The sequence below is a fragment of the Thioalkalivibrio thiocyanodenitrificans ARhD 1 genome, from assembly GCF_000378965.1.
GTDB classification, from domain to species: domain Bacteria; phylum Pseudomonadota; class Gammaproteobacteria; order Ectothiorhodospirales; family Ectothiorhodospiraceae; genus Thioalkalivibrio_A; species Thioalkalivibrio_A thiocyanodenitrificans.
Map to the genome: position 1 here is coordinate 1581001 of NZ_KB900536.1, position 17093 is coordinate 1598093.

A 17093-nucleotide genomic window follows, 5' to 3' on the forward strand; every position below is an offset into this window, starting at 1 on the left:
GCTCACGGCCGTGGCGACGCGGACGCGCACCGGTCCCGCCACGCACGGCGAAGCGCATCCTCCAGTTGTGCCACGAACAATGCGCCGTTGCCTGCCGGGGACGCCAGCAGGCGGTCACGCAGATCGCTGCGGATCCGGGCGAGCGCCGGCAGGTCCCGGGCATGGGCCACGGCCCTGCGCACGTAGTCGTCCTCGTCTACGGCGATCCACTCCCCGAGCCCCACCGCCCGGAGAAAGCTGGCCCCGTAGCGGCCGATCATCCCCTCGCGCCCCTTCAGGGTCAGCACCGGCACACCCATCCACAGTGTCTGGCAGGTGACCGTGCCGCCGTTGTGGGGGAACGGATCCAGGGCGATGTCCATGCTGCTCATCGCCCGGCAGTAGGTCTCGCGGGGCGCGCCACCCTCCAGCAGCAGCCGCGACGGATCGACGCCGGCCTGCGCGAAGGCCGCGCTCACCCGCCGGTGCACCGGGGGCAGATCCAGTTCCGGGGTCTTGAGCATCAGGCGGGCATCCGGCACGGCCCGCAGGATGCGCGCCCAGCAGTCGACCACCACCGGGTTGACCTTGTCCAGCCGGTTGAAGCAGCCGAAGGTGACCTGCCCGTGCTCGAGCGCGGGCGGCGCGCCCACCGGCAGGGGGGGCATCAGGGGATCGAAGCACAGGTGGCTGTCCGGCAGTCTCAGAGGCCGTTCCACGTAGAGCGGCGCCTCGTCCTCCGGTATCAGGATGTCGTTGGCGATGATGCCGTCCATGGACGGCAGGCCGGTGGTGTTCATGAAACCCATCCAGGTGATCTGCAGCGCGGCGGGTCTGCGCGCGAACAGGCCCAGGCGGTGATGATCGGTGTGGCCCGAAAGGTCCACCAGGATATCGATCCCCGATTGCCGCACCAGCGCGGCGGCGGCCTCGTCGGACATCTCCCGGATGACGTGCCACGCGTCGGCCCGTCCCCTGAAGCGCTCCGTCACCCGGTCCGATGCGGGCGATGTATCGAAGCAGTGCACCTCGAAGGCGGCCCGGTCGTGATGGATGAGCAGGGGCTCGATGAAATGGGCCAGCGCATGCTCGCGGAAATCCCCGGAGACATAGCCGATGCGAACACGGCGCGCGGGGTCCGGATCACAGGGAGGCGCCGTGGGCAGTATCCCGGGCGGCGTCAGTTGCCTGCCGCAACGCCGCGCCAGGGCGAGGATCTCCGACTGACGGGCGTCCCGGGCGAAGTGCAGGCGATACAGCACCATGCTTAGCACCTGTGACGTGGCGTCCGGCCGGGCGGCGGCCCGGCGGAACAGGTCCATCGCCTCGTCCACATGCCACAGCTTGATGAGCACCGCCCCCAGGTTGTGCAGTTGACCCGGATCCCCGGGGGACAGGGCCAGCGCCCGGCGGCAGCAATCGAGGGCCTGCTCGTGACGCCCGGCATCGAAATGCAGCGTGGCGAGATCCGCCCAGGCACCCACCAGCGTGTCGTCCAGTTCCACGGCGCGGCCGTAGGCGACCGCAGCGGCGTCCTCGTCGTCCAGGGCCAGGCAGACGCCGGCACGGGTCATGTGCAGCATGGCCCAATCGGGCGCCTGCGCCAGGGCCTGTTCCAGGAGCCGGCGCGCTTCACCGAGCTGCCCCCGGGCGACGCGGATCGTGGCGAGATTGTGCAGGGCGCGGGCATTGCCGGGCTCGTCGTCCAGCACCCGCCGGTAGATGCGCTCCGCCTGCGCCAGGTCCCCGGCGCGATGGATGCGCACCGCCTCGTCCAGGGCCGCGTCAGCCGCCGTCCCGGTCATCGTCGTAGGACTTTTCCTCGAACAGGGCGCTGCCCGCCAGCTCGTTGATGCGCCGCTTGCACAGGAAACGCCGGTCGTTCAACTGATACACGGAGCGGGCCAGGGCAATGAATGCATCGCCGAAGTCCCGTGTGCGCTCGCAGGCGCGGATGGCATCCTCCACCTCCCAGAGCTGCTCGTTGATGGCACGCAGATCCCCCTGCACCGCCAGTGCCTCGGGCGACAGGCCGCCCGCGCGCGCGAGCACGGCGCGCAGGCGCTGCAGCTCGTCGCGCACATGCGCCAGCTTCTGCGGATCGGCGATGCGCTCGGCCTTGATCTCCAGGATGGTGATCTTGTCCACCAGCTCTCCCCAGGAGACCGGGACCTCGGGGGTTGCCGCGCTCATGCCGGCTCCCCGCGCGGAAACGGGGGGACATCGTCCTGGCCCACGGGCCAGATGGCAGGCGCGTCACCGCGCAGCACCGCCTCCAGGCGCGCCTGCACATCGGCCACCACCGGGTCCCAGTCGTTGGGCCGCGCCTGGCGAAACAGGCGGAGACTGGGATACCAGGGCGTATCGGCGCGCCCCGTCAGCCAGCGCCAGTCGGCCGGCCTGGACAACAGCACCCAGGCCGGCCGCCCCAGGGCGCCCGCAAGATGGGCAACGGCGGTGTCGATGGTGATGACCAGGTCCAGCGACATCATCACCGCGGCCGTATCCACGAATGCGTCGCCGGCGCTGTCGAAATCCTCGCCCAGGGACTCGACCGGGCAGCCTGCCGGCAGGGCATCCAGCTGCTCCAGGCCATGGTGCTTCTGCAGGCTGATCAGCCGCACCCCGGGAAGTCCGGCCAGGGGGGCCAGCCGCTCCAGGGGGATCCACCGCCGGGTATTGCCGTGGTTGGGGTCCGTGTGCCAGACGATGCCGATGCGGAAACCGCCGCTGCCGATGCGATCGCCCCAGCGGCGCACCCGCCCGGCGTCGGCATGGATGTAAGGCACATCCGCGGGAATGGATTCGATCCCGGTAGCGTAGTAGCCGGGCAGACTGAGCAGGGAGACCTGGTAATCCGCCGGCGGGACCGCGTCCCGATACCCGAACACGCGCACGTTGTCGCCGAGCCACCAGGCCGTCCAGGTGATCGGATCCTGAAGCTGAAACAGGACCTCCCGGCATTCCCCGGCCAGCCGGCGGACATAACGCATGAAGTGCAGCGTATCGCCCAGCCCCTGTTCAGCGCGCACCAGGACTGCGGCATCGCCCAGGTCGGGCGGGACGCCCGCCTGGGTACGCGCATCCGGCAGCGAGCGCGGGCCGCGCAGTGCGCCCTCACGGCGGTCGTAGGCGGGCCAACCGCCTTCATAACGCCCCTGGCGCAACAGGACCATGCCCAGGTTCATGTGGATCTGCCCGTTGTCGGGCGCCAGATCGGCGCTGCGCGTGAGGCTGTCGACGGCCTCCTGTTCTTCCCCCAGTTCCTGCAAGGCGAAACCCAGGTTCGTCTGCAGGGAAAGGGCGTCGGACGAGTGCGCCAGCCCGCGCCGGAAGCTGTCGACCGCTTCCCGGTAGCGCCCCGCGCCGGAATGCACCAGGCCATCGACCTCGTGACGGCGCGCCGTGTCGGGCTCGAGTTCCGCCAGGCGGCCGGCCGCCTGCATGGCCTCATCGTGGCGCTCGGCCCGGGCGCATGCCAGGGCCAATGCGGCCCGGGCGGACGCGCAATCCGGCGACGCCTCCACCCACAGCCGGGCCGCGCACACCGCGTCTTCCGTTCGTTTCAGGGCATCGAGCACGGCCAGCAGCAGGTGGTTGGCCGCGTCGTCGTCCGGCAGCATTCCGGTCAGGCGTTCGGCCACTTCCAGGGCATCGGCATGGCGCCGCTGTTCCATCAGCACGCCCGCGAGGTTCCGCCACACCGCCGCGTCCGCCGGATTGCGCCGGGCCAGCGCCCGCAACAGCCCCTCGGCTTCCGCATAACGCTTCAGTCGGGCGAGCAGGATCGCCAGGTTGACCTGCGCGGATGCGCTGTCCGGTGCGCGCTTGAGGGCCTCCCGAAACGCCGCCTCGGCCTCGACCCCGTCACCGCGCTCGCTGAGCAGGATACCCAGTTGTTCGTGCGGGGCGGCTTCCCCGGGGCTTCGCCGGATGGCCTCGCGCAATGCGCCCTCGGCCAGGGCGGACTTCCCCTGCTGCCGCGCAAGGATGCCCAGACGCAGGTGGGCCAGGCCGAAATCGGGATGCTCGGTGACCGCCGCCTCCAGCACGGGCAGGGCCTCGTCGGCGCGCCCCAGCTGCGCCAGGGCCCGGGCGCGGGTGAGCGCGGCTTCCCGGGGCGGTGATTCCAGGGCGTCCAGCGCCGTGAGCGCCTTCTCCGCGTGGCCGGTCTCCAGCATCGCCTCGGCAAGTTCCGCCTGCCACGCATCGCACGGGGACAGGGACAGGGCCCGATCCAGACAGCGCCATGCCAGCGAGGGTTCGCCCGCCGTGCGCAATGCCGCGCCCAGCAGCCGCCAGGCCGTGGCCGCGTCGACGCCCGGCCCCGCACCGGGGATCAACGGCAGCGCCGCCGCCGTCTCGCCCCGGCGCAGCCGCGCCATGGCGAGACGCAGGCGGAAGGTGCGATGCGTGGCGCCCTGCTCCTGCGCGAAGGCCTCGCACAGGGCGTCGGCTTCGTCGAAACGGCGCAGGGACTCCAGCAGATCGAGCTGTTGCAGGGCCCAGTCGGGATTGGCGGGGTCGAGCCGTCGGAGTTCCTCCAGCCGCCCCAGCGCCTGCGCGTGCTCGCCCCGTGCCTCGTGCAGGCGCGCGCGCAGCGCCATCGCCGGAGCCAGCCGCGGCTTGCGCGCGAGGGCGTGCTCGACATCCGCCAGCGCGCCCTCGGGTTCGCCGTCGATCAGGCGCAGCAGCGCGCGGTTGGCGCGCGCCTCGGCCAGCTCGGGATGCGCGTCGATGACGCGGTCCAGCGCGCGCCGGGCGCCCCGGACGAGTCCGCAGCGATGCCGGATCAGGGCCTGCATGACCTGTCCTTCCGGGGCATCGGGGGCCAGCCGCAGCGCCTCCTCGCAAGCGGCGGCCGCCTCGTCGAGGCGGCCCTCGCGCAGCAGCCCGTGGGCCCGGTAGCGCCATGCCGCCGCCAGGTCGGGTCGCAGCGCGCGCGCCCGGTCACAGTCGGCAATCCCTTGCTCGCGCTGCCCCTGCACGATCAGCGCCAGCCCGTGGCCCGCCCGGGCATCGGCATGGTCGCCGTCCATGGACAGGGCATAGGCGTAGGCCGCCTGCGCCCCCCGCCAGTCTCCGGACTCGCGCAGGCACTCGCCGAGCAGATAGGTAGCATCGGGATCCCCGGGACGTGCGGCGCTCAGCTCGCGCAGGCGCGCCGCCGCCTCTTCCGGAAGGCCGCCATGACGGTCGAGAAGCGCGGTCACCAGGTCTTCGAGGGCGGCGGGCGCGTCCGGTCCCGCCCCGGAAACCGCTGCGAGGAGGCGGCACTCTATGCGCCCGAGGCCGGGCAGCAGGGGGCCGAGCCGTTGCAGCGGGTCGGGCGGGGGCGGCGCGCTCGGATGGACACTCACTGGGATTGGGTGTGGACGATCAGGGGCATGTGTTCACCCATGCGCCGGCAAATGCCCGGCGCATGGGTGATGTCGGGGTGCGATCAGATCGGGGTGCAGGCGGGCAGGCCGCGTACCCAGGTGAAGCTGTCGGAGCCGAAATACGAATGGATTTGATGGCCTCCCGAATAGAGCACCAATCCGTCCAGGTACTGATAGCCAGACAAGGTATCGGGATTCAAGGAGAAATATCCGGAAAACCCACCCGACGTGGCCGACAGGGCCGTGGCCCCCGTGAACGTCTGGCTGGACCCATCAGAAAAGGTCGCTCTCGTAACACCTGGCTCGTCGATCGACAGCTGCCCGGTCGGCATGAAGGAGACATAAGACGACACCCCGTCGTAACTGCCCCCGGCCACGGTCATCGTGAAATCGGGCACCGTCCCCACCGAGGTGCCGCCGACATACCGGGCACCCTCCCGCAGCCACATCACCCCCGAGAAGGTATCGCTGCCGTCGACATGGTTGAAGTCGGTGCAGAACCCGTTCCAGCGGTACTCAAGGCTCTGAGTGCCCGTCGTTCCCAGGAAGGCATAGAATGTCGGCATCGTTCCCCCTTGATCTCAAAGATCCGGTCTGCCGGCACCCGGCTGACCCGCGTGGTTGCGTTCGTGCGATTCAGACACCGACCGCACGCTCACGGCCGGTGATCCGATCAGCCAATGTTGTTGTCCGAGCTCCCGCCGAACCCGTCCAGAATCCCGCCGTTGACGGTCTGCGCCTTGGCGGCACTCAGCAGGATCCCCTGGCGCGACAGGGTCTCCATGGCAGGCACGGCCAGCACCGCGCCGCCCGCCGCCTTCATGAACCGGCGCCGCTGCGGATCCGCGGCCCGGGACGATCCCCGTGGATTGTCCTGGTTGTCGTGTTCCATCGTTCCCCCTGATGTTGTGGCAGGTGGTCGGCGCCCGCGCGGCGCGCGGACCCTATCTTCGGGTGCTTTTCTGTGAAACCTATCCCAGTTCTCACGATGGGTCAACCGGATTCGAGGGTTTCCTCCAGCGGCCCCGCCCGCAGGGCGAAACGGGGCTTCGGGGGCCAGAACGCAACGCCTCCTCACAACCGGCGACCGCCATGGCGCCAGAGGAGCGCGGCCACCACCTGTTCGAGGGACGCGGGCGCGTCCGGGCCACCCCGCAAACGGACGCGATGAGGCGGCGTTCGATGGGCCCCAGGCGCGGCAGCAGGAGGCCGACCCGTTGCAGCGGATCAGGCGGGGCGGCGCGCTCGGATGGGCACTCACTGGGGTTGGGTGTGAACGATCGGTTGCATGCGGTTCACCCTTGCGCCGGAAAATGCCCGGCGCAAGGGTGATGTCATGGTGCGACTAGAATGGGGTGCAGGCGGGTAGATTGCGTACCCAGGTGAAGCTGCTGCTTGCATCAGCGCCTTGCGATCCCTCTGGCGAGGCATACAGCACATCTCCCCAGGCGACGACGTAACCGCTGGTCATGGTATCGGCATTCATGAATGTTCCACTGAATGTCGCACTCGTCACGGTAAGGGACGTGGCGCCCGTGAAGGTGCCTCGCGTGACGTCCGGTTCGGTAATCGTCATGCCCCCGACTGCGTCAAACGTGGCAAAGGAGGCACCCTCGTCATAGCTGCCCATGGTAAGGGTCAGCGGAAAATCCGGCAATGCGGTGTCCGACGTACCGTTGACCAACCGTACGCCGTCCCTCAACCACATCGTGCCCGAAAACGTATCCTGGCCCTCCACGTGGTTGAAGTCTGTGCAGAATCCGTCCCAGCGATAAACGATGTCAAACGGCGATGAATTTCCAAGGTAAAAGCTGAATGTTGGCATTGTTCCCCCCTGACCCCGTACAGGCCGGTCGCCGGGCACCGTCCCGGAACCACCGATGCGCTGTCATTGTTCATGCGGCGCTGAACGATCAGACCTCTGTCTCTGTCGTACTCCCGCCGATCCCGTCCATGATCCCGCCGTTGACGGTCTGGGCCTTGGCGGCACGCAGCAGGATCCCCTGGCGAGACAGGGTCTCCATGGCAGGCACGGCCAGCACCGCGCCGCCCGCTGCCTTCATGAACCGGCGCCGCTGCGGATCCGCGGCTTTCGCCGGTTCCCGCGGGCTGTCTTCGTTGTCGTATTCCATGGAGCCCCCTGTTACGGATGTCGCAATATCGTCATCATCACGGCGCCGCATGCTGGACCCGGGCGGGCGAGCGCGGCCCGCTGAATCCTCACACCAGAAAACTAGACCACCCTGTGTGACGGGTCAAACGGAATCGAGCCCCGAGAGGGTGCGCCGCACGAGGTCCAGGGTGTCCTCCAGCGGCCCCACCCGCAGGGCGAAACACGGCGTACCGCGCACCAGGGCACAGACATCCCGGGCCTGCCGCCCGATGTCGGGGGCCTGGTCCAGGGTCTGGCACATGAGGCGCTTGACCATCTCGATCTGCGCGATCGACTCGATGCGCGGGGGCCCGTCGAATCCGGGCTCCAGATGCAGGATGGCCGCCGGGCGGGCCCGCACGCTGCGCCAGGCATGGCCCAGGTCCTCGGGATCCACGGGGTAGTACTTCACGCCGTTCCAGTGCTGCAGCAGCGGCTTGCGCCGGCATACGGCCGCCACCTCGGGCAGATGCGCCAGGGTGCCGGGCTTCACGTGCAGGGGGCGCGGGAAGGTGATCGCGAGGCCGTCGCGGGTCAGGACATACTCGTCGCAGTGGAAATCCGCTCCGGCCAGCAGCAGCCGGGCGAGCAGTGTCGTCTTGCCCGCCCCGCGGTCGCCGGTGAACAAGGCCAGCCGTCCATCCAGCGTCGCCGCGCCACAGTGCAGCGTGGTGTCCCCGGCATGCAGGTCGCGGGCGTAGCGGGTGAGCACGATGTGGATATGGGCCAGGGCCACGTCGGTGCAGCACAGCCGCCTGGGCCTGCCCTCGCCCATGTCGACCTGCAGCCCGTTGCCCGCCGGGACCACGCGGACATTCACGGTCCGCTCGACCGGCAGGTCGTCCCCGGCCCTGACCACCACATGCTGCAGGGGCTCCAGCAGGGCGGGCGGGTCGGCGTCGAGCCGGACGGCCAGGCCCAGGAGCCTGAAGTGATCCGTCAGCGGTGGCGGTTCATGGGTGGACATGTTGCAAGCTTAAATGAATCCGTCCGGAAACCGGGCATTTTGGTTGCCCCCCGCAATCCATGTAAGCTTGGCGCTACCCACGGGGGGGACCCGTGCGAGGGGGCGTCATGCACATTCTGATCACCGGCTGCGGCGGCTTTATCGGCAGCCATCTGCTGGAGCGGCTGCTGCAACGGGCCGATGTCACCGTATCGGGCTGGGATCACCAGCAGACCAAGATCGAACACCTCCTGGCCCACGAGCGGCTGAACCTGCGCGGCGCGGACCTGTATGCCTGCGGCAACGAGGCGCGCCTGCGCGAGGACGTGGCCGCCGCCGATGCGGTGATCAACCTGGCGGCCATCTGCAATCCGTCCCAGTACAACACCCGCCCCCTGGGCGTGATTCGCTCGAACTTCACCGACATGCTGCGCCTCGCCGACCTGTGCGCCGAACACGGCAAGTGGCTGATTCACGTGTCCACCAGCGAGGTATACGGGCGCACGCTGGCGAGCTACACCGGCGACGCGGCCTACGAAGACCCGGCGCTATATGAGCTTCGCGAGGACAGCACGCCGTTCACGCTTGGACCGGTGCAGAATCAGCGCTGGACCTACGCCTGCGCCAAGCAGCTGATGGAACGCTATGTGTATGCACATCATTACGAGCACGGCATGCCCTTCAGCATCATCCGCCCGCTGAATTTTTTCGGCCCGCGCATGGATTTCATCCCCGGTTTCGAGGGAGAGGGCATTCCACGGGTGCTGGCCTGTTTTCTGTCGGCGCTGCTGCGAAACGAGCCGCTGCAACTGGTCGACGGCGGACACGCCCGGCGCGTCATCACCGGCATCGACGATGCCGTCGACGCCTTCATGCTGCTGCTCGACAGGCCGGAGGCCGGGCAGGGACAGGTCTTCAATATCGGCAACCCCGCCAACGAGACCACCATCCGCGACCTGGCCGACACCATGCGCCGGCTGTTCGCCGAAGCGGTCGGCGATCCCGCCTACCGCGACCACCCCATGCGCACAGTGCCCGGGGAGACGTTCTACGGACCCGGTTACGAGGACAGCGACCGACGCCTGCCGAACATCGACAAGGCAAGAGACCTGCTCGGCTGGGAACCCGTAGTGCCGCTCGAGTCGGTACTCCGGGAGACCATCGCCTACTACGTGGAGAAATACTGGCACGTCGCGCCCGGAAAGCCACGCACCTCAACCACCCCGTCGTCCGCGACAGGCACCGCCTGAGCCACCCGCACCCGACCGGACGGGCTCACCGCCGCACCGGCCGGGCGAGGCATCTCGAGGTCGGTACGGGAAGACCCGATTTCAGGTTCAAGGTTCAAAGTTCAAAGTTCAAGGTTCAAAGTTCAGTGAACGAACCGGGTGGCAGCCCCCTTATTTTGAACTTTGAACCTTGAACTTTGAACCTTGAATCATCCTTCGTCGGGCACGATGCATCTGCTGAAGAAATCAAAGTGATCCAGCCCTTCGCCGATGCCGGCCGCGTGACCGGCCTCGGCGAAATAGATGCGCTCGAAGCCCCTGAGCCGGCGCAGTTCGGGATGGTGATTGCCCACCACCACGCCCAGCGTGCTGCCGCGCAGCATGTCCTCGTCGTTGCCGGAGTCGCCGGCCACCAGGGTGCGCTCCAGGGGAATGCCCCACTTGTCGGCCAGGTAACGCACGGCGAAGCCCTTGGAGGCGCGCACCGGCAGCAGGTCGAGAAACCGGTCGTGGGAGTAGATGATGTTGGCGTGCAGGTCCTGCTGGTGCAGCAGGCGTTCGATATCGTGTATGGAGGGCGCCTTCTCCGGATCCACGAAGAAGCTCAGCTTGTGGGGACGCTGATCGACTTCCGGCTGAAGATCGATGCCCGGCAGATCCAGGAGCTGCTCCATGAGCCCGTCCCGGTCCCAGCGATGATCGATGTGCCGTGACCAGCCCTGGTCCGGAGTGATCTCCGGGCCGTAGTGGATCTCGGAACCCACCGAGGTGATGAACAGGTCCGGCGTTGGGACGCCCCAGTCCTTGAGCACCTGCTGGGCGGATTCCAGCCGCCGGCCGGTGGCGACACCGAAGGCCACGCCCGGACCCTCGTCCTTGAGCCGCTGCACCAGGGCACGCAGGCTGTTGCGATCCCCCAGCAGGGTGTTGTCGATGTCCGAGATGATGGCCCGGTCCGCCTTGGCCAGCTTGCCGGAGAGACGCTGCTGGCCCCGGCGCACGCGGCTCGCCTCCTTGCGCAGGGCCTTCACCTTGCGGACATACTTCTGTGCATGCCCCTCCCAGGCATAGTGCGCACGCACGCCCTTCAGCCCGCTGTCGGAGTACTTCTTCCAGCGCTCCCGGTCGCTGATGATCTTCCAGATGGCATCGCCCATGGCCTTCTCGTCCAGGGGATCCACCAGCACGCCGTTGTTGCAGTGGCGCACGATATCCGAGGGGCCGCCGTCATTGGTGGCGACGATGGGGGCGCCGCACGCGGCCGCCTCGATCAGCGTCAGGCCGAAGGGCTCTGTCAGCGCCGGGTTGACGAACACGCCGCGGGTACGGGTCACCATGCGGTAGAAATCCGGCACATCGTCCGAGGCGTGATGTTTCGGGTAGGCCGCCTGCCCGTAGAGGTCGTACTCGTCGATGCGCAGCAGCACTTCGGTGAGGACCTCCCGGGATCCCTTGTCCAGATCCCGGATAGCATCGCGGTTGCCGGCGACAATGACCAGGTTGGCGTGCTCGCGCAGCACCTTGTGCCCGGCGAAGGCCTTGATCAGGGTGGGGATGTTCTTGCGCTCATCCGGCCGTGACAGGGCCAGCACCATGGGGCGGTCGGGCTTGTTGAGGAAACGCGCCAGTTCTTGCCAGACCGGCGGCCGGGGGGCACGGGGCCTGGGCGGCGAGAAGCGCCCGAGATCCGTGCCCGGCGGCACCACCACCATGTGCTCCGGACGGTAGTGGTCATAGAGTGCGTACTGCTCGTCCACCTCCTGCCGGGTGCTGGCCACCACCATGTAGGCATTGGCCAGGGTCTCCTCCTCGGCATCGATGCGCCGCGTCATGTTGTAGCGGGATTCGATGTCCTCGGGCTTGAGGCCCTTCTCCAGCAGGCGTTCGCGCTTGACACGGCCCAACGAGTGCCCCGTGTGCACCAGGGGCACCCCCAGCAGGTTGGCCAGCCGGGTGCCCACGAAACCCGCGTCGGCGTAGTGGCTGTGGACCACGTCGGGCCTGAGGCCCACCTTGCGTATATGCCCCAGGGCGTTGTCGGCGAAGCAATCCAGATAGGGCCAGAGGGTTTCCTTGCGCAGGTAACGGCGGGGACCCGTGGGCAGCCGGATGATCCAGGCGTTGTCCCCCAGGGGCTCCTCGGGCACGGCGTAGTCGTCGGAGACTTTGTTGTCGATCACCTGCCGGGTCAGGAGGTCCACCCGGCCCACCTCCGGGTTCGCCGCCAGTGCCCGGGCCAGTTCCACCACGTACTTGGTCTGACCGCCGGTATCCGCATCCCGGCCCAGTTCCAGGTTCTGTCCCCGGATCAGGCCGTGAATGCTGATCAGCACGATGTACAGCCCCTCGCCACGACGGGCCTTGCTTTGCGTCTTTTTCACGCCGATTTCCCTGTCGTTCCTGCGTGGGTGATCGGTTCGTCCTCATGGTAACGGATCGGGAGACGGAGGGCACTTTGCGAAGAATGAACGCGCGGTCGTCACCTCGGTATCATCCCGCCGGGAGAGGTCGATGAGGGGCTATACTCGTCCTTCATCCTTAATCCGTCCGGATACGGGGCGGCGGAGACGCGGTATATGAGCGATCCACAGAACGAGCGACCGGGCTACAGCGACGAGGAATGGCGCGAGCGGCTGACCCCCGAAACCTACCACGTGACGCGCCGGGCGGGCACCGAGCCGCCGTTCAGCGGCCGATACCACGATCACCATGAACAGGGCATGTACCATTGCGTGTGCTGCGATGCGCCGCTGTTCAGTTCCTCCCAGAAGTTCGACTCGGGCACCGGCTGGCCCAGTTACTGGCAGCCGGTCACGCCGACGGCCGTCCGCGTGGGCCGGGACCTGAGTCACGGGATGGTCCGGGACGAAGTGCGCTGCGCGCGGTGCGACGCCCATCTCGGTCACGTGTTCAACGACGGCCCGCCGCCCACGGGGCTGCGCTACTGCATCAACTCCGCATCCCTGAATTTCCATCCGGCTTCGGAAGACTGACAGGCCGGGTCGGAGATTCAAGGTTCAAAGTTCAAAGTTCAAGGTTCAAGGGTTGAAACAGCGTGGCCACTTGTGACGCTCTTTGAACTTTGAACTTTGAACTTTGAACTTTGAACTTTGAACTTTGAACCTTGAACTCCAACTCAGATCCTTGCCTCCCCGTGCTGCGCCTCCAGATCCCTGATGCGCCGGGCGGTCTCGCCGGGCGAGCCGCTGTAACGGGCCAGAGTCTGATAGGCCACCGGCACGACGAACAGCGTGAAGAACGTGGCGAACAGCACCCCGGAAAACACCACGGTGCCGATGACGAAACGGCTCTCCGCACCGGGGCCGCTGGCCAGGATCAGGGGCAGCGTGCCCATGACCGTGGTCAAGGCGGTCATCAGCACCGGACGCAGCCGCAGGCGGGCGGCATCGGTCAGCGCCCGGTGGAAGCCCAGGCCCGCGTCGCGCAGCTGGTTGGCGAACTCCACGATGAGGATGCCGTTCTTGGCGGCCAGTCCGATGAGCATGACGATGCCGATCTGGCTGTAGATGTTGAGCGTCTGGCCGGTCACGTACAGACCGAACAGCGCGCCGGCCACCGCCAGGGGTACTGTGAGCATGATCACCAGCGGATGGATGAAGCTCTCGAACTGGGCGGCCAGGACGAGGAAGACCACCAGCAGCGCCAGGGCGAAGACGAAGATCACGGCCCCGCCCGCCTTGCGGAATTCCAGGGACTCGCCCTTGTAGTCGATGCGCGCCGTCTCCGGCAGCAGTTCGGCGGCGACGCCATCCAGGTATTCCAGGGCCTCGCCCAGGGTGTAGTTGTCCGCCAGTCCCGCCGTGATGGTGATCGAGCGCATGCGATTGTAGCGATTGAGACTTGCCGCGTCCGCCTGTTCCACGAAGCTGACCAGGTTGGACAGGGGAATCAGTTCGCCGCTTCGCTGGGAACGCACGTAGATGTTGGTGATGTCGTTGGGCGTGCGCCGCTGGGCGCGCTCGCCCTCGAGGATCACGTCGTACTCCTCGCCCCGGTCGATATAGGTGGTGACCCGGCGCGAGCCCAGGATGGTTTCGAGCGTGCGCCCGATGCTCTCCACCGAAACGCCCAGATCCGCCGCGCGGTCCTTGTCGATGGTCACCATGAGCTGCGGCTTGGTCTCGTGGTAGTCCGAATCCAGATTCCGCAGCCCCGGGTTCTCCGCGGCGCGCGCCATGATCAAGTCACGCCACTCGGCCAGTTCGTCATAACTGGGGCCTCCGAGCACGAACTGCACCGGCTGACCCACCCGGCGTCCGCCCAGTCCCTGACGCATCACCGTCACCGCGCGCACGTCGGGAATGTCGTCCAGCGCCGGCTGGAGCGCCGACATGATCTCGCTGCCCGAGCGCTGGCGTTCGTTCCAGTGCTGCAACACCACGATGGCGATGCCGTTGTTGACCACCTCACTGTTGCCGAAGCTTCGCGGCGTGCGCGCCAGCACCCGGATGGCCTCGCCGGACTCCAGCAGGGGCAGCAGTCGCGCCTCCACTTCGCGCATGTGTCCGGTCATGGTCTCGTAGCTGGTGCCCTCCGGCGCCGTGGCGAACACGAAGAAAGCGCCACGGTCCTCCCGGGGCGCGTATTCATTGGGGATCACCTGGATCAGCACGGCAATGACGGTGAACAGCCCCACCAGCACCAGGCCCGTCACCAGGGGCACCTTGAGCGCCGCCTCCAGGATGCGGGAATAGAGGCGGCCCAGGCGGTCGAAGCCGACCGACATCACGTGGCTCAGACCGGAGTCCTGATTATCACGACGGATCAGACGCGCGCACATCACCGGCGACAGTGTGAGCGCGACGATGCTCGAAAAGGCCACTGCCGCGGCCATGGCAAGGGCGAACTCGGTGAACAGTCTCCCGATGTTGCCCTGCAGAAAGGCGAGAGGCACGAACACCGCGATCAGCACCAGCGTGGTGGCCACCACGGCGAAACCCACCTGGCGTGCGCCCCGATAGGCGGCGAGCAGGGGCGGCTCACCCAGTTCGATGCGCCGGTGGATGTTCTCCAGCACCACGATGGCATCGTCCACCACCAGACCGATGGCGAGGATCAGCGCCAGCAGCGTGAGCAGGTTCACGGAGAAACCGAGGGCGTACAGGGCGATGAACGCTGCCGTGAGCGAAACCGGCACCGTCACCGCCGGGATGAGCATGGCGCGCACGTTGCCCAGAAACAGGTAGATGACCAGGATCACCACGCCCATGGCGATGAACAGGGTGATGAATACCTCCTGGATCGCGCCCTCGATAAACACCGACGTGTCGTAGCTCATGTTGAGCGTGACGCCGTCGGGCAGCGTCGGCCGCAGCCGCTCGGCCTGCTCCTTCACCGCCCGGGCGGTCTCCAGCGTGTTGGCCGTGGACTGCTGGATGATCCCGAGCCCGACCATGGACTGCCCGTTTCCGCGCAGTTCCGTACGCTCGTCAGCCGGTCCGACCTCCACCCGGGCCACCTCGCCCAGGCGCATCAGGTGCCCGTCGTCGCCTTGGCGCACCACCAGGCGGGCGAACTCCTCCGGTGTGCCGTAGGCGCGGGCGACACGCACGTTGAACTCCCGGTCCACCGATTCCACGCGCCCGGCGGGCAGTTCCACGTTCTCCCGGCGCAGGGCCTGCTCCACGTCCTCCACGGTGAGCGTCCGGGCCGCCAGCGCCTCCCGGTCCAGCCAGATGCGCATGGAATAGGTGAGCGCACCGCCCACGCGCACCAGGGCCACACCCTCCACCACCGACAGACTGTCCACCAGGTAACGCTCGGCGTAGTCGGTGAGTTCCATGCGGTTGAGGCGGGTACTGGAGAGGTTCAGCCACATGATGGGGTCCGCGTTGGTGTCCGCCTTGAACACCATGGGCGGATCGGCCTCGTCCGGCAGCTGACGCACCACGCGGGCGACCGCCTCGCGCACGTCGTTGGCGGCGGCGTCCACATCCCGGTTCACGTTGAACTCCACGGTGATCCGGGACCGCCCGTCGGTGCTGTCGGACTGGATCCAGTCGATGCCCTCGATACCGCTCACCCGGTCCTCGATCAGCTGGGTGATCCTGGATTCGATGATGGCGGCATTGGCCCCCGGGTAGTCCGTGAGGATGGTGACCACCGGCGGGTTGATGTCCGGATATTCCCGGAGCGGGAGACGATCAAACGAGATGATGCCGAAGGCGACGAGCAGCAGGCTGAGAACACTGGCAAAGACCGGCCGGCGATTGGCCAGATCCGAAATGATCATGACGCGGTGTCCCCCGACCCGGACGCATCACGGGTGCGCACCTCCACCCGGGCGCCCGCGCCGATGCGGTGGGAGCCCTCCACCACCACCCGCATGCCTTCCTCCAGACCGTCCAGCACCTCCACCCGGCCCGGAGCACGGCGCCCCGTGACAATACGCAGGCGTTCGACCCGGTCATCCTCGCCGACGACAAAGACATATTGCTCGTCACGCAGGGGGACCAGCGCCGATTCGGGCACGGACAGGGATTCCGCCGGATCCTTCATCAGGCGCACGGTCATAAGCATGCCGGGGCGCAGCAAGCCGTCCGGGTTGGGAATCTCTGCACGCACGGTGCCGGCCCGCGTGCCCGGATCGACGCGCGTGTCGATGGAGGTCACCTTGCCGGAGAACGCCTCACGCGGGTACGCGGCGCTGCGGGCCACGATCTCCTGCCCGGCGGTGATGCCCGGCAGAAAGGTCTCGGGCACGGTGAAGTCCAGCTTCACCACGCTGACATCGTCCAGGGTGGTAATCAGCGTGCCCGGGCTGACCAGCGCACCGACGCTGACGCGACGCAGACCCAGCATGCCGCTGAACGGCGCGCGCACCTCCCGGTCATCGAGCCGGGCGCGCGCGGCCTCAAGCCGGGCCTCGGCCTCGCTGACCCGGGATTCCTGTTCATCCAGGCGCTGGCGCGGCAGGTTGCGTTCCGCCACCAGGCCGCGGATGCGCTCCAGTTCACGGCGCTGCTCGGTCAGGCGCACCTCCGCCTCACGCAGCTCCGCCTGCTCCTCCGCGGTATCCAACCGCACCAGCAGGTCGCCTCGGCGCACCTGCTGGCCGTCGGTGAACCCAAGGGACGCCACGCGTCCGGTCACCTTGGCGGCCAGGTCCACGGATTCGTTGGCGCGTACGGTGCCCAGGGACTCCAGGGTGGTCACGAACGAATCCCGGCCCACCGGCACGACCACCACCGGCGTGATCCCGCCGCCGTTGGACGCGCCGGGCGCGTCCCCCCGGGGTTCGAACTGATAGACAAAGGCGACCGCCCCGCCAATCGCCAGGATCAGCACCAGTGGCGCCAGAATCTTCTTCACGCTGTGGACCCTCTGTCAGTCAACCGGGAAAAGTCAGCACATTACACCACCAGGACCCGGTCGGACCACGCCCT

At 67.8% G+C, this 17093-nt stretch carries 13 protein-coding genes; 2 read left to right on the forward strand and 11 right to left on the reverse strand.

Annotated elements, in window-relative coordinates:
- Window positions 1-2: 2 nt before the first annotated feature.
- From THITHI_RS18620 to THITHI_RS0107450, 8 genes are all read right to left on the reverse strand, one after another.
- Window positions 3-1784, reverse strand: a complete 1782-nt coding sequence (locus tag THITHI_RS18620; protein WP_018232448.1) for an O-linked N-acetylglucosamine transferase, SPINDLY family protein — start codon at window positions 1782-1784, stop codon at window positions 3-5.
- Entirely contained in the window at window positions 1765-2172 is a 408-nt protein-coding gene (locus tag THITHI_RS0107420) for a DUF6165 family protein (protein ID WP_018232449.1), read from the reverse strand. Before THITHI_RS0107420 ends, THITHI_RS18620 begins: the two co-directional genes overlap by 20 nt.
- Entirely contained in the window at window positions 2169-5339 is a 3171-nt protein-coding gene (locus THITHI_RS0107425) for a tetratricopeptide repeat protein (protein ID WP_018232450.1), read from the reverse strand. Before THITHI_RS0107425 ends, THITHI_RS0107420 begins: the two co-directional genes overlap by 4 nt.
- A gap of 83 nt (window positions 5340-5422) precedes the next feature.
- Window positions 5423-5926: a hypothetical protein gene (locus THITHI_RS0107430; protein ID WP_018232451.1), complete on the reverse strand. Its 504-nt coding sequence runs from the start codon at window positions 5924-5926 to the stop codon at window positions 5423-5425.
- A 107-nt stretch (window positions 5927-6033) separates the two neighbouring features.
- Window positions 6034-6252 (reverse strand): hypothetical protein, encoded by a 219-nt coding sequence (locus THITHI_RS0107435; RefSeq protein ID WP_018232452.1) that lies wholly within the window; start codon window positions 6250-6252, stop codon window positions 6034-6036.
- 453 nt (window positions 6253-6705) lie between these two features.
- Window positions 6706-7185 carry a hypothetical protein gene (locus tag THITHI_RS0107440; protein ID WP_018232453.1) on the reverse strand — a complete coding sequence of 160 codons (480 nt, stop codon included), beginning with the start codon at window positions 7183-7185 and terminating at the stop codon, window positions 6706-6708.
- Window positions 7186-7273: 88 nt separating this feature from the next.
- Window positions 7274-7492 carry a hypothetical protein gene (locus THITHI_RS0107445; RefSeq protein ID WP_018232454.1) on the reverse strand — a complete coding sequence of 73 codons (219 nt, stop codon included), beginning with the start codon at window positions 7490-7492 and terminating at the stop codon, window positions 7274-7276.
- 123 nt (window positions 7493-7615) lie between these two features.
- Window positions 7616-8479, reverse strand: coding sequence for a hypothetical protein (locus THITHI_RS0107450; protein ID WP_018232455.1), 864 nt, complete (start codon window positions 8477-8479; stop codon window positions 7616-7618).
- Window positions 8480-8586: 107 nt separating this feature from the next.
- On the opposite strand from THITHI_RS0107450, the gene THITHI_RS18625 reads away from it, so the two are divergent.
- On the forward strand, window positions 8587-9708 hold the full coding sequence (locus tag THITHI_RS18625) for an NAD-dependent epimerase/dehydratase family protein (RefSeq protein WP_018232456.1): 1122 nt from the start codon (window positions 8587-8589) through the stop codon (window positions 9706-9708).
- Window positions 9709-9896: 188 nt separating this feature from the next.
- Here the strand turns inward: THITHI_RS18625 and THITHI_RS0107460 are convergent, their stop codons facing one another.
- A complete protein-coding gene (locus THITHI_RS0107460) occupies window positions 9897-12068 on the reverse strand; it encodes an HAD-IIB family hydrolase (RefSeq protein ID WP_018232457.1) in 2172 nt (723 codons plus the stop codon).
- Between the two features lie 195 nt (window positions 12069-12263).
- On the opposite strand from THITHI_RS0107460, the gene msrB reads away from it, so the two are divergent.
- On the forward strand, window positions 12264-12680 hold the full coding sequence (gene msrB / locus THITHI_RS0107465) for a peptide-methionine (R)-S-oxide reductase MsrB (protein ID WP_018232458.1): 417 nt from the start codon (window positions 12264-12266) through the stop codon (window positions 12678-12680).
- 143 nt (window positions 12681-12823) lie between these two features.
- Here msrB and THITHI_RS0107470 read toward each other — a convergent pair whose 3' ends face one another.
- Together THITHI_RS0107470 and THITHI_RS18630 are read right to left on the reverse strand one after the other, a co-directional pair.
- Window positions 12824-15940, reverse strand: a complete 3117-nt coding sequence (locus THITHI_RS0107470) for an efflux RND transporter permease subunit (RefSeq protein WP_018232459.1) — start codon at window positions 15938-15940, stop codon at window positions 12824-12826.
- Window positions 15937-17019, reverse strand: coding sequence for an efflux RND transporter periplasmic adaptor subunit (locus tag THITHI_RS18630; RefSeq protein ID WP_018232460.1), 1083 nt, complete (start codon window positions 17017-17019; stop codon window positions 15937-15939). The genes THITHI_RS0107470 and THITHI_RS18630 overlap by 4 nt, the downstream gene beginning before the upstream one ends.
- Window positions 17020-17093: the final 74 nt, after the last annotated feature.

Excerpts from the sequence above, each read along its gene's own strand:
- THITHI_RS18620 (WP_018232448.1), bottom strand. The coding sequence starts at position 1,784 with ATGACCGGGACGGCGGCTGACGCGGCCCTGGACGAGGCGGTGCGCATC.
- THITHI_RS0107420 (WP_018232449.1), bottom strand. The coding sequence starts at position 2,172 with ATGAGCGCGGCAACCCCCGAGGTCCCGGTCTCCTGGGGAGAGCTGGTG.
- THITHI_RS0107430 (WP_018232451.1), bottom strand. The coding sequence starts at position 5,926 with ATGCCGACATTCTATGCCTTCCTGGGAACGACGGGCACTCAGAGCCTT.
- THITHI_RS0107435 (WP_018232452.1), bottom strand. The coding sequence starts at position 6,252 with ATGGAACACGACAACCAGGACAATCCACGGGGATCGTCCCGGGCCGCG.
- THITHI_RS0107440 (WP_018232453.1), bottom strand. The coding sequence starts at position 7,185 with ATGCCAACATTCAGCTTTTACCTTGGAAATTCATCGCCGTTTGACATC.
- THITHI_RS0107445 (WP_018232454.1), bottom strand. The coding sequence starts at position 7,492 with ATGGAATACGACAACGAAGACAGCCCGCGGGAACCGGCGAAAGCCGCG.
- THITHI_RS0107450 (WP_018232455.1), bottom strand. The coding sequence starts at position 8,479 with ATGTCCACCCATGAACCGCCACCGCTGACGGATCACTTCAGGCTCCTG.
- THITHI_RS18625 (WP_018232456.1), top strand. The coding sequence starts at position 8,587 with ATGCACATTCTGATCACCGGCTGCGGCGGCTTTATCGGCAGCCATCTG.
- msrB (WP_018232458.1), top strand. The coding sequence starts at position 12,264 with ATGAGCGATCCACAGAACGAGCGACCGGGCTACAGCGACGAGGAATGG.
- THITHI_RS0107470 (WP_018232459.1), bottom strand. The coding sequence starts at position 15,940 with ATGATCATTTCGGATCTGGCCAATCGCCGGCCGGTCTTTGCCAGTGTT.